The following is a 15,346-nucleotide window of genomic DNA, read 5'->3' as shown; positions in this document are numbered from 1 at the left end:
AAGATCTAACTTACTTGTGGTATGGCTTAGATAGCTCGTGTACCGCTTCCACAAATACGCCCGCGTTTTCTGGCGGCACATCCAAATGGATACCGTGACCTAGGTTGAACACATGACCAGTACCTGCATCACCAAAACCTTCTAGAATACCCGCGACTTCTTCACGGATACGCTCTGGTGAAGCGTAAAGCATTGATGGGTCCATGTTACCTTGCAGAGCCACTTTATCACCGATACGTGCTTTCGCGTCTGCAATGTTGATTGTCCAGTCTAGACCAACCGCATCACAGCCCGTTGCTGCGATTTGCTCAAGCCACATGCCGCCATTCTTAGTAAACAGTGTGACTGGCACGCGACGACCGTCGTTTTCACGAATCAGACCATCTACAATCTTGTGCATGTATTGCAGTGAGAACAGATTGTAATCACGAGGCGTTAGTACGCCACCCCATGTGTCAAATACCATTACCGATTGCGCACCCGCTTTAATTTGCGCGTTTAAGTACTCGATAACGCTGTCTGCCAGCTTATCTAGAAGTAGGTGCAGAGTTTGTGGTTCCGCGTACATCATCTTCTTGATCTTGGTAAACGCTTTAGAGCTACCACCTTCGATCATATACGTCGCAAGAGTCCAAGGACTACCAGAAAAACCAATCAGCGGCACTTCACCCTTCAGGTCTTTACGGATCTGGCGTACTGCGTTCATTACGTATTGCAGTTCACCTTCAGGATCTGGCAAACCAATTTTTTCCACGTCGGCTTTGCATGTAATTGGGTTATCAAAAACAGGTCCTTCACCCGCAGCAAAACGCAAACCAAGCCCCATTGCATCTGGAATCGTTAAGATGTCCGAGAATAAGATCGCGGCATCAAGAGGAAAACGGCGTAATGGTTGAAGTGTCACTTCGGATGCTAATTCTGCATTTCGACACAAAGACATGAAATCACCCGCTTCTGCACGAGTCGCTTTGTATTCTGGTAGGTAACGACCTGCCTGGCGCATCATCCATACTGGCGTGTAATCTACCGGCTCTTTTAAAAGCGCACGCAGATAACGATCATTTTTTAATTCAGTCATTCCGTAATTCCAACTGTTAGGCTTTCTGTGAAAGGGGGTATTCTATCACTGATTTAAGTCCAATAGCTGTGTGCTTTGCAACCTGGATCAAGTTATTAACTTTTAAATCAATGCTTAATTTGCACCCAATCGGTATCAGTGTTAAAAATTTGTTCGCTAGCGAAAACTACAATTATAAACTGAGTACTTAGTACTCAGCATCTCATAACGACATCTTACTTACCCCCTCCCTCTCGGAGGGTTTTTTTTATCTATTTATCAGATAATTAGTGTCTATATCTTTCAGCGTCTGCTCGATAAGTGCTCTTGCAATCGTTCCTTTAGGCGCAACAGGCGGCATCTCGTCGATACCAAACCATTGTGCATCAGACAGCTCAGTGTAGTCTGGACTTAACTCTCCCGATTCATAGTCAGCTAAAAACCCCATCATCATACTGGATGGGAAAGCCCAAGGCTGGCTGCCAAAGTAACGAATATTTTTAACGAGAATTCCCGTTTCTTCATGAATTTCTCGAGCCACGCACTCTTCTAAGGTCTCACCGACTTCAAGAAAACCCGCAATAACCGTATACATACCATTTCGATGCCTTGGATGTTGGGCTAATAAAATCTGATTTTCTTTACGTACAGCAACGATAATACAAGGAAATATTCTAGGATAATGAAGGGTGCGACATTCACCACACTGCATGGCTAACTGGTTATTATTAAGAAAGTTCCTTCCTCCGCACTGTGGACAAAAGCGCAAACTTTGCGTCATGTGCCCATATTGCACAGCTTTACTTAACAACATAAATAATGGCTCAGGAAAATGCAGGCAGTCACGCAGGGATACTAAGGGTAGATCATGCTCTAAATCGGCCAAGTTAAGCCACAAGACGGGCGAACCAGAATACTCACCAATGGGTCTTGCACTCGTTACTGGCAGTGATAACTGCTCTGCAGACCCGAAGGGCACAGCACCATCCACCAGCCAAATTTCACTTCCTGCAACAACACACCAGTATGCATTTATCGCGCGGTTAACATCACCTTTTCTTAACATTACACCATCCCTTTGCTTGAAGTTCGTTCATTTTACTGGCAATCTAATTTCATACTAGAGTTTATCGTTAAGTAAATGTGCACTCTAAATTCTAGTAAGGACAAGAGTTTGTAATAACTTTACTAACTTTGCTTTGCAAAGGATACGTTCGCCGATGGGCGATCAGATCATGAGGGCATGGTCATGCTAAGAAAATTCAAACAAACACAAGACCAGTGGGGTGGCTCAAGTGATGTCATTGATCACTGGTTAGAGACACGACAATCCCTGATTGTTGAATATTGTAAGCTTGCAGCGCTGCAACCTTGTTCGAAAACCAATGTTATTGAACTCCCATCTCCTTCCGAACTGCAGGATTTCTGTCAGCACCTCGTTGATTACATCTCCGAAGGCCACTTTAAAATTTATGACATGGTTATGGACCGTTGGAAAGCAACCGGCTTTGTCGTGACTAATGAGATCAATCAAACCTATGGTCAAATTGTTCTAACGACTGAACCATTATTGAACTTTAACGATAAGTACTCAGAAGTGACTGAAGATGATGAATTAAATGATTTCGATTCTGATATGTGTCTCATTGGGGAAATTCTTGAGACTCGCTTTGAAGTCGAGGACTATTTGATACAGCAAATCGCAGAAAGCCTGTCTATGCCACCTGGAGCTTAGTATTTGCAAACATTCAGAAATAGAGTGAGAGAAAAGACTGACGATCATCGTCGGTCTTTTTTGTTTCTAGCTTTATCGAAAATCCCACCGGAAGAACAAAGTAGTATAAAAAACTAAAAAGGCACCCGAAGGTGCCTTTTTCTTAAGCTTTTAACGATTACTCGTTATATGACTTACTCTTCAGAAGAGAAACCAGCGTTTAGAAGTGCCGCTAGGTTATCCGTTGCTTGCTCAGCAGAAGGACCATCTTGCGCTTCAGAACGTTTAGCTTGACGCTCTTGGTGGTATGCGAAACCAGTACCAGCTGGGATCAGACGACCAACAATTACGTTCTCTTTCAGACCACGTAGGTCATCACGCTTACCAGAAACCGCAGCTTCTGTTAGTACGCGAGTTGTCTCCTGGAACGATGCCGCAGAGATGAACGACTCAGTCGCTAGAGATGCTTTAGTAATACCTAGTAGTTCACGTTCGAAACGTGCAGGCTCTTTGCCTTCAGCTTCTAGGTTACGGTTAGCGATCTTAACTTGTGAGTACTCAATCTGTTCACCAGGTAGGAACTCAGAGTCACCAGAGTGAGTAATAGTACACTTACGTAGCATCTGACGAACGATAGTTTCAATGTGCTTATCGTTAATCTTAACGCCTTGTAGACGGTAAACTTCCTGTACTTCGTTAGCAATGTACTGCGTTACCGCGTGTACGCCACGTAGACGTAGGATGTCATGTGGAGACTCTGGACCATCTGCGATCACATCACCACGTTCAACTTTTTCACCTTCGAATACGTTCAACTGACGATGCTTAGGAATCATCTCTTCGTAAGCTTCACCGCTTTCACGTGTGATCACTAGGCGACGTTTACCTTTCGTCTCTTTACCAAAGCTCACAGTACCTGTGTGCTCAGCAAGGATTGCAGGCTCTTTCGGCTTACGTGCTTCAAATAGGTCAGCAACTCGTGGAAGACCACCGGTGATATCTTTGTTACCGCCAGACTTCTGAGGAATACGAGCTAGTGTTGCACCAACACCTACTGCTGCGCCATCTTCGATGTTCACAATCGCTTTACCAGGTAGGAAGTAGTGAGCTGGCATATCAGTACCAGGGATCATTACATCGTTACCTTGCTCGTCAACAAGTTTGATAGCTGGACGCATATCTTTACCTGCTGAAGGGCGAGCTGCTGGGTCAGTTACTTCGCTTGAAGATAGACCAGTTAGGTCATCAGTTTGACGAGATACTGTTACGCCGTCGATCATATCTACGAACTGGATGCGACCTGCTACCTCAGTAATGATAGGTAGTGTGTGCGCTTCCCAGTTTGCAACTGTTTCGCCAGCTTGAACTGTATCACCATCGCCTTTGCTTAGTAGCGTACCGTAAGGCAGTTTGTGCTTCTCTTTAGTACGACCAAACTCATCAACGATAGTTAACTCTGTCGCACGAGAAGTGATAACGATCTTACCGTCATCAGCCAATACAGATTTAGCGTTGTGTAGCTTGATAGAACCGTTGTTCTTAACTTGAACACTGTTCTCTGCCGCTGCTGTCGATGCCGCACCACCGATGTGGAACGTACGCATCGTTAGCTGTGTACCTGGCTCACCGATAGACTGAGCAGCAATAACACCCACTGCTTCACCTTGGTTCACTAGGTGACCACGTGCTAGGTCACGACCGTAACATTGTGCACAACAACCGAAGTCAGAATCACACGTTACTACAGAGCGCACTTTCATGCTGTCTACTGAGTTCTCTTCCATGATTTGACACCACTTCTCATCGATCAGGGTGTTACGTGGAATAAGAACGTCTTCAGTGCCAGGTTTTAGTACGTCTTCAGCAACAACACGACCAAGAGCAAGCTCAGAAAGTGCAACTTTAACATCACCACCCTCGATGTGAGGCATCATGTCGACACCTTCGTGAGTGCCACAGTCATGTTCAGTTACAACAACGTCTTGAGCAACGTCTACTAGACGACGAGTTAGGTAACCCGAGTTCGCTGTTTTCAGTGCCGTATCCGCAAGACCCTTACGAGCACCGTGCGTTGAGATAAAGTACTGAAGTACGTTTAGACCTTCTTTAAAGTTCGCTGTGATCGGCGTTTCGATGATTGAACCATCTGGACGCGCCATCAGACCACGCATACCCGCAAGCTGACGAATCTGTGCTGCAGAACCACGAGCGCCCGAGTCCGCCATCATATAGATGCTGTTGAATGACTCTTGCTGTTCCTCTTCACCGTCACGGTTAACTACCGTTTCAGATGAAAGGTTTTCCATCATTGCTTTCGCAACACGGTCGTTGGTCGATGCCCAGATATCGATAACTTTGTTGTAGCGTTCGCCCGCAGTAACAAGACCTGATTGGTACTGTTCCTGGATTTCACGTACTTCTTCTTCCGCTTCTGCGATTTCAGTGTACTTAGCTGCTGGTACAACCATATCGTCGATACCAACAGATACACCAGAAAGTGCCGCGTATGCGAAACCTGTGTACATGATTTGGTCAGCGAAGATTACTGTGTCTTTCAGACCTAGTTTACGGTACGCCTCGTTAAGTAGGTTAGAGATTTGCTTCTTACCTAGCTTTTGGTTAACGATGCTGTACGGTAGACCAGCTGGCACGATTTGCCATAGCATTGCACGACCAACAGTGGTGTCTACCATCTTGGTTTCTGTAGTGCTGTTGCCGTCTTCGTCTACAACAGTTTCTGTAATACGTACTTTAACGCGTGCGTGAAGCTCAGCTTGTTTAGTGCGGTATGCTTTCTCAGCCTCTTCTGGGCCAGAAAGGTACATGCCTTCACCTTTCACGTTGATCTTTTCACGAGTCATGTAGTACAGACCCAATACAACGTCCTGAGAAGGTACGATGATCGGATCACCTGACGCTGGCGACAGAATGTTGTTTGTCGACATCATCAGAGTACGAGCTTCAAGTTGTGCCTCTAGAGTTAGAGGTACGTGAACCGCCATTTGGTCACCATCGAAGTCCGCGTTGTACGCCGCACAAACAAGTGGGTGTAGCTGAATCGCTTTACCTTCGATCAGTACTGGTTCGAACGCCTGAATACCTAGACGGTGAAGTGTCGGTGCACGGTTCAATAGTACTGGGTGTTCACGGATTACTTCGTCTAGGATATCCCAAACGACCGCTTCTTCACGCTCTACCATTTTCTTAGCAGCTTTGATTGTAGTCGCAAGACCACGAGTCTCTAGCTTGCTGTAGATGAATGGTTTGAATAGCTCAAGTGCCATCTTCTTAGGAAGACCACACTGGTGTAGACGAAGGTATGGACCTACTGTGATTACAGAACGGCCAGAGTAGTCTACACGTTTACCTAGAAGGTTCTGACGGAAACGACCTTGTTTACCCTTGATCATATCAGCAAGAGATTTCAGAGGACGCTTGTTAGAACCTGTGATCGCACGACCACGACGACCGTTATCTAGTAGCGCATCAACAGACTCTTGCAGCATACGTTTTTCGTTACGTACGATGATGTCCGGAGCAGCTAGCTCTAGAAGACGCTTCAAACGGTTGTTACGGTTGATCACACGACGGTATAGATCGTTAAGATCAGAAGTCGCAAAGCGACCGCCATCTAGAGGTACTAGAGGACGTAGATCTGGCGGAAGTACTGGAAGTACAGTTAGGATCATCCACTCAGGGTTGTTACCCGATGCGATGAACGCTTCTACCAGCTTAAGACGCTTAGTTACTTTCTTACGCTTAGTTTCAGAGTTTGTTGTCTCTAACTCTTCACGCATTTGTTCTGCTTCAGCGTGCATATCCATAGAACCTAGTAGGTCCTTGATAGCTTCCGCACCCATCTTAGCAGTGAACTCGTCGCCCCACTCTTCTAGACGATCTAGATACTCTTCTTCAGTAAGCATCTGACCTTTTTCTAGATCAGTCATACCAGGCTCTGTTACTACGTACATTTCGAAGTACAGAACGCGTTCGATATCACGTAGAGGGATATCCATTAGTAGACCGATACGAGACGGTAGCGATTTTAGGAACCAGATGTGAGCTACTGGTGAAGCCAGTTCAATGTGGCCCATACGGTCACGACGAACTTTAGTTTGTGTAACTTCTACACCACACTTCTCACAGATAACACCACGGTGCTTCAGGCGCTTGTACTTACCACAAAGACATTCGTAGTCTTTAACTGGACCAAAGATACGCGCACAGAACAGACCATCGCGTTCAGGTTTGAACGTACGATAGTTGATCGTTTCAGGTTTTTTAACTTCACCGAAAGACCATGAACGGATCATGTCTGGTGAAGATAGACCGATTTTGATTGCATCAAATTCTTCGGTCTTATGCTGTGCTTTTAGAAAGTTTAATAAGTCTTTCACAATCAGCTCCTGTAAGGAGTTAAAAGGAGCTCACTCGCTAAAGTGAGCACCTTCTTCCAAATAATCGCTTTGATTCTCTCGACTTTCATCAAGAGAGAAAAGGATTACTCTTCGTCTTCTAGCTCGATGTTGATACCTAGCGAGCGGATCTCTTTCAACAGTACGTTGAACGATTCTGGCATGCCAGGTTCCATGCTGTGGTTACCGTCTACGATGTTCTTGTACATCTTAGTACGGCCGTTAACGTCATCCGACTTAACCGTTAGCATTTCTTGTAGCGTGTAAGCAGCACCGTATGCTTCTAGTGCCCATACTTCCATCTCACCGAAACGCTGACCACCGAACTGAGCTTTACCACCTAGTGGCTGCTGAGTTACTAGGCTGTACGAACCAGTTGAACGAGCGTGCATCTTGTCATCAACAAGGTGGTTCAGTTTCAGCATGTACATGTAACCAACAGTTACAGGACGCTCAAACGCATCACCTGTGCGACCATCAAACAGTGTTAACTGACCTGATGTTGGTAGATCTGCTAGCTCAAGAAGTGCTTTGATTGACTCTTCTGGAGCGCCATCAAATACAGGAGTCGCGATTGGTAGACCGCCACGCAAGTTCTTGATCAGAGTACGTACTTCATCATCAGATAGAGAAGCAATGTCTACTTTCTGGCGAGTGTCGCCTAGATCGTAAACTTTTTGTAGGAACTCGCGGAATTTCGCTAGTTCTTGCTGCTCTTTAACCATCTGGTTGATCTTGTCACCGATACCTTTCGCTGCCAGACCTAAGTGTACTTCTAGGATCTGACCGATGTTCATACGCGAAGGTACACCCAGTGGGTTAAGTACGATGTCTACAGGCTGACCTTTCTCATCGTATGGCATGTCTTCAACAGGGTTGATCTTAGAGATTACACCCTTGTTACCGTGACGACCCGCCATCTTATCACCAGGCTGAATGCGACGTTTAACCGCTAGGTAAACCTTAACGATCTTCAGGACGCCAGGTGCTAAATCATCACCTTGAGTGATCTTACGACGCTTAGTTTCGAACTTCTTATCGAAGTCAGCTTTTAGCTCATCCCACTGCTCAGCAAGTTGCTCAAGCTGAGTTTGTAGTGCGTCATCTTCTAGCGTTAGTTCTAGCCACTTCTTACGATCAGTTGTGTCTAGTTTCGCTTCAGAGTAACCGCCTTCAATCAATACAGCTTTAACACGGTTTAGAAGGCCGCCCTCAAGAATCTGGAATTCTTCAGTTAGGTCTTTCTTCGCTTCTTTAAGCTGCATCTGTTCGATTTCAAGCGCACGCTTGTCTTTCTCTACGCCATCGCGAGTAAAGACTTGAACGTCGATGATCGTACCTGATACAGAGTTAGGTACACGTAGTGAAGTATCTTTAACGTCAGATGCTTTTTCACCGAAGATTGCACGTAGTAGCTTCTCTTCAGGCGTTAGCTGAGTTTCACCTTTAGGTGTAACTTTACCAACTAGGATGTCGCCACCCTTAACTTCAGCACCGATGTAAACGATACCTGACTCGTCTAGTTTAGACAGAGCAGACTCACCTACGTTTGGAATATCCGCTGTGATCTCTTCAGAACCAAGCTTAGTATCACGCGCCACACAAGTCAGTTCTTGGATGTGGATAGTCGTGAAACGGTCTTCTTGAACTACGCGCTCAGATACTAAGATCGAGTCTTCGAAGTTGTAACCGTTCCAAGGCATGAACGCGATACGCATGTTTTGACCAAGCGCTAGTTCACCAAGGTCTGTTGAAGGACCATCAGCAAGAACGTCACCGCGTGATACAGGCTCACCTGGCATCACACATGGGCGCTGGTTAATACATGTGTTCTGGTTAGAACGTGTGTATTTAGTCAGGTTGTAGATGTCGATACCAGCTTCACCTGGTACTAGCTCTTCTTCGTTAACTTTAACAACGATACGAGAAGCATCTACTGACTGGATTACACCACCACGTTTAGCAACTGCAGTTACACCTGAGTCAACGGCTACGTTACGTTCAATACCAGTACCAACAAGCGGTTTGTCAGCTTTCAGTGTTGGAACTGCCTGACGTTGCATGTTCGCACCCATCAATGCACGGTTCGCATCATCGTGTTCTAGGAACGGGATAAGCGATGCAGCGATAGATACAACCTGGTTTGTCGCAACGTCCATGTACTGAGCATGCTCACGAGGGTGTAGACCAGATTCACCTTTCTGACGAGCTGTGATCAGCTCATCTGCAAAAGTACCATCTTCGTTTAGCTTAGCGTTCGCCTGTGCGATAACGAATTGGCCTTCTTCGATTGCAGATAGGTAATCTACTTCGTCTGTTACTACGCCATCTACAACGCGACGGTATGGTGTCTCTAGGAAACCGTACTCGTTACAACGCGCAAACGCAGATAGAGAGTTGATCAGACCGATGTTTGGACCTTCAGGCGTTTCGATAGGACATAGACGACCGTAGTGAGTTACGTGTACGTCACGTACTTCGAAGCCAGCACGTTCACGAGTTAGACCGCCAGGACCCAATGCAGAAATACGACGCTTGTGCGTTACTTCTGATAGCGGGTTGTTTTGGTCCATGAACTGCGAAAGCTGTGAAGAGCCAAAGAATTCTTTAACTGCCGCAGAAATTGGCTTCGCGTTGATCAAGTCTTGAGGCATGATTGCGTCAAGATCGCCTAGGCTTAGACGCTCTTTAACTGCACGCTCAACACGTACTAGACCTACACGGAACTGGTTCTCAGCCATTTCGCCTACAGAACGGATACGACGGTTGCCTAGGTGGTCGATATCGTCCACTTCGCCCTTACCGTTACGGATCGCGATCAGCTTCTTCATCACTTCGATGATATCAGTTTCATCAAGTGTGCCTTGCTCTTGAGCATCTTCACGGCCGATAGAGCTGTTGAACTTCATACGACCAACAGTCGATAGATCGTAACGCTCTTCAGAGAAGAATAGGCTTTCGAATAGAGCTTCTGCAGCTTCTTTTGTTGGCGGCTCACCAGGACGCATCATGCGGTAGATTTCTACCAATGCAGAAATACGATCAACCGTGCTGTCGATACGTAATGTTTCTGACATGAATGGACCGTGGTCTAGATCGTTCGTAAATAGAACTTCTAGCGCTTTGTGGCCTGCCTGAGATAGGTTCGCTAATGCTTCCAGGCTGATTTCCTGGTTAGCGTTAACAATGATCTCGCCAGTTGCTTCATTGATGTAATCTTTAGATGCAACTTTACCAACGATGTACTCAACTGGTACTTCGATGTGATCAACGCCATCTTTTTCTAGTTGGCGGATATGACGAGCTGTTACGCGACGACCCTGCTCAACGTAAACTTTACCATTTGCTTCGATGTCGAATGACGCAGTTTCACCACGTAGACGATCAGGAACCAACTCCATCAATAGAGTTTGGTCTTTCACTTCGAAGTTCACTTTCTCGAAGAAGATATCTAGGATTTCTTCTGTCGACTTACCTAGTGCACGAAGGATGATCGATGCTGGTAGCTTACGACGGCGGTCGATACGAACGTACAAGTTATCCTTAGGATCAAACTCGAAATCAAGCCATGAACCACGGTAAGGAATAACACGTGCGTTGTATAAAACTTTACCTGAAGAGTGGGTCTTACCCTTATCGCTGTCGAAGAACACGCCTGGGCTTCGGTGCAGCTGGGATACGATAACCCTCTCGGTACCGTTGATTACGAAGGTACCATTGTCTGTCATGAGTGGAATTTCACCCATGTAGACTTCTTGTTCTTTAATGTCTTTTACAGTACCTGCTGGCGCGTCTTTATCAAAGATAACTAGGCGTAGTTTTACACGTAGTGGCTTTGAGTAAGTTACACCGCGGATTTGACATTCTTTAACGTCAAAAACTGGCTCACCAAGACGGTAGCTAACGTATTGCAGCTCAGAATTGCCGTTGTAGCTCTGAATCGGGAATACAGAACGGAAAGCGGCTTCAAGACCGTATTGACCTTCAGGATCCTGTTCGATAAATTTGTCGAACGAATCGAGCTGGATCGATAGCAGGTATGGAATGTCCAAAACTTGTGGACGAGTACCAAAGTCCTTACGGATGCGCTTTTTCTCGGTATAAGAGTAAACCATGGGGTTCCTCAGCTCGCTGATAAGTGACCCAAACTGTCCGCCCGCTCCTAGTTACTTAAGGGGGGTAAGGGACAGTGACTAATATAGCTGTTTACTGTAGTGACATTTCATTTCGTAAGAATGAAATGTTTTTTGCATGGATATCAGGCGCTTAAACAGCGGGAAAATTCGCCTATACCCTACAGCGCAAAAAGGCCGGTGGTTAAAAAACCACCAGCCAATTAGCCGTTAGGCTAAGAAACTATGCAATAATTACTTAACAGCAACAGTTGCACCAGCTTCTTCTAGCTGAGCTTTAAGAGCTTCAGCTTCTGCTTTCTCAACACCTTCTTTAAGAGGTGCTGGAGCGCCGTCTACTAGAGCTTTAGCTTCTTTAAGACCTAGGCCAGTTGCGCCACGTACTGCTTTGATTACAGCAACTTTGTTACCGCCAGCAGCTTCTAGGATTACGTCGAATTCAGTTTGCTCAGCAGCAGCTTCGCCTGCAGCAGCGCCGCCAGCTACAACAGCAGCAGCAGCAGAAACACCGAATTTCTCTTCCATTGCTTCGATTAGTTCAACAACTTGCATTACAGACATTTCTGCAACTGCGTCTAGGATTTGCTCGTTAGTAATAGACATAACAATTCTCTTTTAAGTCAACAATAAGTTTATTAAGCAACCAGTAAAAAGCAAGGCTTATGCCGCTGCTTCTTGTTTTTGATCGCGGATAGCTGCGATAGTACGCGCCAGCTTGCCAGCCGAAGCTTCTTTCATGCACATCATTAGGCGTGCAATTGCTTCGTCGTAAGTTGGTAGTGTTGCTAGTACTTCAGCGTCAGTTAAAGCGCCTTCAAATGCAGCAGCTTTGATCTCGAAATCTTTGTTCTCTTTAGCGAAGTCTTTGAAAAGACGCGCTGCAGCACCTGGGTGCTCATTAGAGAATGCGATTAGAGTAGGACCAGTGAAAGTATCAGTTAGACACTCGTACTCAGTACCTTCAACCGCACGACGAGCAAGAGTGTTACGAACAACTCTCATGTAAACGCCAGCTTCACGAGCTTGTTTACGTAGAGAAGTCATCGCGCCAACTTGAACGCCACGAGAATCAGCTACAACTGCAGAAAGTGCACCACTGGCAGCTTCGTTGACTTCAGCAACAATTGCTTTTTTGTCTTGAAGGTTTAAAGCCATCTTGGATTTACTCCTGGTTGTCGTTACACCACTCACTATCATCACGACAGTGAGAGCTATTGAGGTGCTTCCCCAGAAGAAAGTTAACTATATTACATAGAGCTTTCTGTCAGTTCGGGCACCATCTACGTAGGATAATTAAGTTTGCTTTTACACAAACACCTACGGTCTTGGACGGAGACTGGGTCTTAATTCATTTCGAACTAGGAGACAGTTCAAAGAACCAAAGTTCAGCCCCAACCACAAATATTAGGCGCAAAATTATACACTAATTTTGCGCCTAAGCAAATAAATTATGCTTGAGTGTTCAGGCTAGCCTGATCAACAGCAACACCAGCACCCATAGTAGTAGAGATGCTTACTTTCTTCAGGAAAGTACCTTTCGCTGAAGATGGCTTAGCTTTCTTCAGAGCAACTAGAAGTGCTTCTAGGTTCTCTTTGATCTGCTCAGCAGAGAAGTTTGCTTTACCGATAGTAGTGTGGATGATGCCGTTTTTGTCGTTACGGTAACGAACCTGACCAGCTTTAGCGTTTTTAACTGCTTCAGCAACGTTAGGAGTTACAGTACCAACTTTAGGGTTTGGCATAAGACCGCGAGGACCTAGGATAGTACCTAGTTGACCTACAACGCGCATTGCATCTGGAGAAGCAACAACTACGTCAAAGTTCATTTCGCCTTTCTTAACTTGCTCAGCAAGATCTTCCATACCTACGATGTCTGCGCCAGCTTCTTTAGCTGCTTCAGCGTTAGCACCTTGAGTGAACACTGCAACGCGGATTTCGCGGCCAGTACCGTGAGGTAGTACAGTTGCACCACGTACGTTCTGGTCAGATTTACGAGCATCAATGCCTAGGTTAACAGCAACGTCTACAGACTCAACGAATTTAGCAGTCGCTAGTTCTTGAAGAAGAGCAACAGCTTCGTTGATTTCGTATTCTTTAGTTACGTCAACTTTTTCGCGGATTACGCGCATGCGCTTAGTTAGTTTTGCCATCTTATTAACCCTCTACCACTAGGCCCATTGAACGAGCAGTACCAGCGATAGAACGCTTCATCGCTTCGATGTCAGCACCAGTCATATCAGCAGCTTTAGTTTCTGCGATTTCTTGGATTTGAGCGTCAGTTACAGTACCAACTTTTTCAGTGTTTGGACGACCTGAACCAGACTTAACGCCAGCAGCTTTCTTAAGAAGAACAGCAGCAGGTGGAGTCTTAGTTACGAACGTGAAAGAACGGTCGCTGTATACTGTGATAACTACTGGAGTTGGTAGACCTTTCTCAATAGATTCTGTTTTTGCGTTGAACGCTTTACAGAATTCCATGATGTTCACACCGTGTTGACCTAGTGCAGGACCTACTGGTGGACTAGGGTTAGCCATACCAGCAGCAACTTGTAGCTTGATGTAAGCTTCAACTTTCTTAGCCATGATAATTCCTAAGTTTGGGTACAAACGCTAATCGCGGATCAGCTCCCCGTTTGTGTAAGAAACTTTTTACTTCACTTGAAGTAAAAAGGCGCGAAATTATAGTCATAATCCGCGCCTTATACAACCCTAAAAAGGTGATTTTTTATACTCTTTAACGAAGAGTCTTAGTCCAGCTTTTCAACCTGACCAAATTCAAGCTCAACTGGTGTCGCACGACCAAAGATCGATACAGACACTTTCAGGCGGCTCTTCTCGTAATCCACTTCTTCAACAGTACCGTTGAAGTCAGCAAATGGACCTTCGTTAACACGTACCACTTCACCCGCTTCGTACATTGTACGCGGACGAGGCGCTTCACTCGCTTTCTCAAGACGATTAAGAATCGCGTCAGCCTCTTTATCCGTGATAGGTGCCGGACGGTCTGAGGTACCACCAATGAAGCCCATGACACGCGGCACACTGCGTACTAGGTGCCATGATTCATCGTTCATAATCATCTGAACAAGGACGTAACCTGGGAAGAACTTACGCTCAGATTTGCGACGCTGACCCGCGCGCATTTCCACTACTTCTTCAGTAGGAACCAGTACTTCACCGAATAGCTCTTCCATGCCGTGCATTTTGATATGCTCGCGCAGAGATTGAGCTACACGACCTTCAAATCCAGAGAAGGCTTGAACCACATACCAGCGTTTTTTTGGAGCTTCACTCATGAATAAAAACCCTCTATACCCCAGTTGCTAGAGCTACTAGACGAACCATAATTCCGTCAATACCCCATAGCACTAGAGCCATTACAATACTTACAGCTAAAACGATCAGTGTTGTTTGCATGGTTTCTTGGCGAGTAGGCCAAACAACTTTACGTACTTCCATACGAGATTCTTTTGCAAAACTGATCGCTGCTTTACCTTTAGTCGTTGTTGCTGCAACGCCTAAGGCAGCTGCAATAAGAACAACAACGCCTGCAGCACGAACCACTACAGACATTTCACCATACAGGTAATTACCCACAACAGCGGCAGCTGCCAATACGAAAGCGGCTACCCACTTAAACGTATCTGCTGCGTTTGAGCTATCAGGAGTTTCAGCATTATTTGCTTTCATAAAACCAACCTGTTACAAGTCTTAATATAGACGACAACAACCCCGCTGTTGCAGGGCAAACTCCATATCGCTGAAAAAATCAGCGTACTCTTCTTAAGATTAAGCCTCTTTGCTTAATCTTGCTCTGCGCCCAACCCACTTCTGAACAAGAAAACAGCAAAAATAATGTTGAGTGCAGAAAAAGGGCATCAAATGATGCCCTTTTTGCTACTGGTTCGTCAAATCTAATTCAAGATTTTCCGAAAGCATCGCTAATTCGCTATGAATTAGTCGAAGATCTTAGCAACAACACCAGCACCTACTGTACGGCCACCTTCACGGATCGCGAAACGTAGAC

At 45.7% G+C, this 15,346-nt stretch carries 11 protein-coding genes and 1 pseudogene; 1 reads left to right on the top strand and 11 read right to left on the bottom strand.

Features of this window, described 5'->3' with window-relative positions:
• Window positions 1-10: 10 nt before the first annotated feature.
• Together hemE and nudC are read right to left on the bottom strand one after the other, a co-directional pair.
• The gene (gene hemE / locus R7H07_RS22490; RefSeq protein ID WP_005384692.1) at window positions 11-1,078 is read right to left on the bottom strand and encodes a uroporphyrinogen decarboxylase; all 1,068 of its coding nucleotides are present in this window, start codon (window positions 1,076-1,078) and stop codon (window positions 11-13) included.
• Between the two features lie 247 nt (window positions 1,079-1,325).
• Window positions 1,326-2,123, bottom strand: coding sequence for an NAD(+) diphosphatase (gene nudC / locus R7H07_RS22485; RefSeq protein ID WP_053350803.1), 798 nt, complete (start codon window positions 2,121-2,123; stop codon window positions 1,326-1,328).
• Between the two features lie 177 nt (window positions 2,124-2,300).
• Here nudC and R7H07_RS22480 point away from each other — a divergent pair, with 177 nt between their 5' ends.
• Complete coding sequence (locus tag R7H07_RS22480) at window positions 2,301-2,792, top strand: Rsd/AlgQ family anti-sigma factor (RefSeq protein ID WP_005382515.1); 492 nt, start codon at window positions 2,301-2,303, stop codon at window positions 2,790-2,792.
• Window positions 2,793-2,965: 173 nt separating this feature from the next.
• Here R7H07_RS22480 and rpoC read toward each other — a convergent pair whose 3' ends face one another.
• The 9 genes and pseudogenes from rpoC to R7H07_RS22435 form a co-directional block, all read right to left on the bottom strand.
• A complete protein-coding gene (gene rpoC, locus R7H07_RS22475; protein WP_005382514.1) occupies window positions 2,966-7,168 on the bottom strand; it encodes a DNA-directed RNA polymerase subunit beta' in 4,203 nt (1,400 codons plus the stop codon).
• Between the two features lie 104 nt (window positions 7,169-7,272).
• Window positions 7,273-11,301, bottom strand: coding sequence for a DNA-directed RNA polymerase subunit beta (gene rpoB, locus R7H07_RS22470; RefSeq protein ID WP_005384685.1), 4,029 nt, complete (start codon window positions 11,299-11,301; stop codon window positions 7,273-7,275).
• Between the two features lie 252 nt (window positions 11,302-11,553).
• A complete protein-coding gene (gene rplL / locus R7H07_RS22465) occupies window positions 11,554-11,922 on the bottom strand; it encodes a 50S ribosomal protein L7/L12 (protein ID WP_005382540.1) in 369 nt (122 codons plus the stop codon).
• A 57-nt stretch (window positions 11,923-11,979) separates the two neighbouring features.
• Window positions 11,980-12,474 (bottom strand): 50S ribosomal protein L10, encoded by a 495-nt coding sequence (gene rplJ / locus R7H07_RS22460; protein WP_005382538.1) that lies wholly within the window; start codon window positions 12,472-12,474, stop codon window positions 11,980-11,982.
• Between the two features lie 293 nt (window positions 12,475-12,767).
• Window positions 12,768-13,469, bottom strand: coding sequence for a 50S ribosomal protein L1 (gene rplA, locus R7H07_RS22455; protein ID WP_005384683.1), 702 nt, complete (start codon window positions 13,467-13,469; stop codon window positions 12,768-12,770).
• 4 nt (window positions 13,470-13,473) lie between these two features.
• On the bottom strand, window positions 13,474-13,902 hold the full coding sequence (gene rplK / locus R7H07_RS22450) for a 50S ribosomal protein L11 (RefSeq protein ID WP_005384682.1): 429 nt from the start codon (window positions 13,900-13,902) through the stop codon (window positions 13,474-13,476).
• Between the two features lie 164 nt (window positions 13,903-14,066).
• A complete protein-coding gene (gene nusG / locus R7H07_RS22445) occupies window positions 14,067-14,615 on the bottom strand; it encodes a transcription termination/antitermination protein NusG (protein WP_005384681.1) in 549 nt (182 codons plus the stop codon).
• Window positions 14,616-14,628: 13 nt separating this feature from the next.
• On the bottom strand, window positions 14,629-15,009 hold the full coding sequence (gene secE / locus R7H07_RS22440; RefSeq protein WP_005384680.1) for a preprotein translocase subunit SecE: 381 nt from the start codon (window positions 15,007-15,009) through the stop codon (window positions 14,629-14,631).
• 266 nt (window positions 15,010-15,275) lie between these two features.
• Window positions 15,276-15,346: pseudogene (locus R7H07_RS22435) on the bottom strand (elongation factor Tu); the annotation flags it as partial.

Origin of the sequence: Vibrio sp. Vb1127, assembly GCF_033338735.1 — a bacterium.
In the GTDB taxonomy this organism is placed as follows: Bacteria; Pseudomonadota; Gammaproteobacteria; order Enterobacterales; family Vibrionaceae; genus Vibrio; species Vibrio alginolyticus.
This window is presented reverse-complemented; position numbering and strand designations above follow the sequence as displayed.

What these genes read in the sequence shown, in the direction of transcription:
- hemE (WP_005384692.1), bottom strand. Translation starts at nt 1,078, where the DNA reads ATGACTGAATTAAAAAATGATCGTTATCTGCGTGCGCTTTTAAAAGAG.
- nudC (WP_053350803.1), bottom strand. Translation starts at nt 2,123, where the DNA reads ATGTTAAGAAAAGGTGATGTTAACCGCGCGATAAATGCATACTGGTGT.
- R7H07_RS22480 (WP_005382515.1), top strand. Translation starts at nt 2,301, where the DNA reads ATGGTCATGCTAAGAAAATTCAAACAAACACAAGACCAGTGGGGTGGC.
- rpoB (WP_005384685.1), bottom strand. Translation starts at nt 11,301, where the DNA reads ATGGTTTACTCTTATACCGAGAAAAAGCGCATCCGTAAGGACTTTGGT.
- rplL (WP_005382540.1), bottom strand. Translation starts at nt 11,922, where the DNA reads ATGTCTATTACTAACGAGCAAATCCTAGACGCAGTTGCAGAAATGTCT.
- rplJ (WP_005382538.1), bottom strand. Translation starts at nt 12,474, where the DNA reads ATGGCTTTAAACCTTCAAGACAAAAAAGCAATTGTTGCTGAAGTCAAC.
- rplA (WP_005384683.1), bottom strand. Translation starts at nt 13,469, where the DNA reads ATGGCAAAACTAACTAAGCGCATGCGCGTAATCCGCGAAAAAGTTGAC.
- rplK (WP_005384682.1), bottom strand. Translation starts at nt 13,902, where the DNA reads ATGGCTAAGAAAGTTGAAGCTTACATCAAGCTACAAGTTGCTGCTGGT.
- nusG (WP_005384681.1), bottom strand. Translation starts at nt 14,615, where the DNA reads ATGAGTGAAGCTCCAAAAAAACGCTGGTATGTGGTTCAAGCCTTCTCT.
- secE (WP_005384680.1), bottom strand. Translation starts at nt 15,009, where the DNA reads ATGAAAGCAAATAATGCTGAAACTCCTGATAGCTCAAACGCAGCAGAT.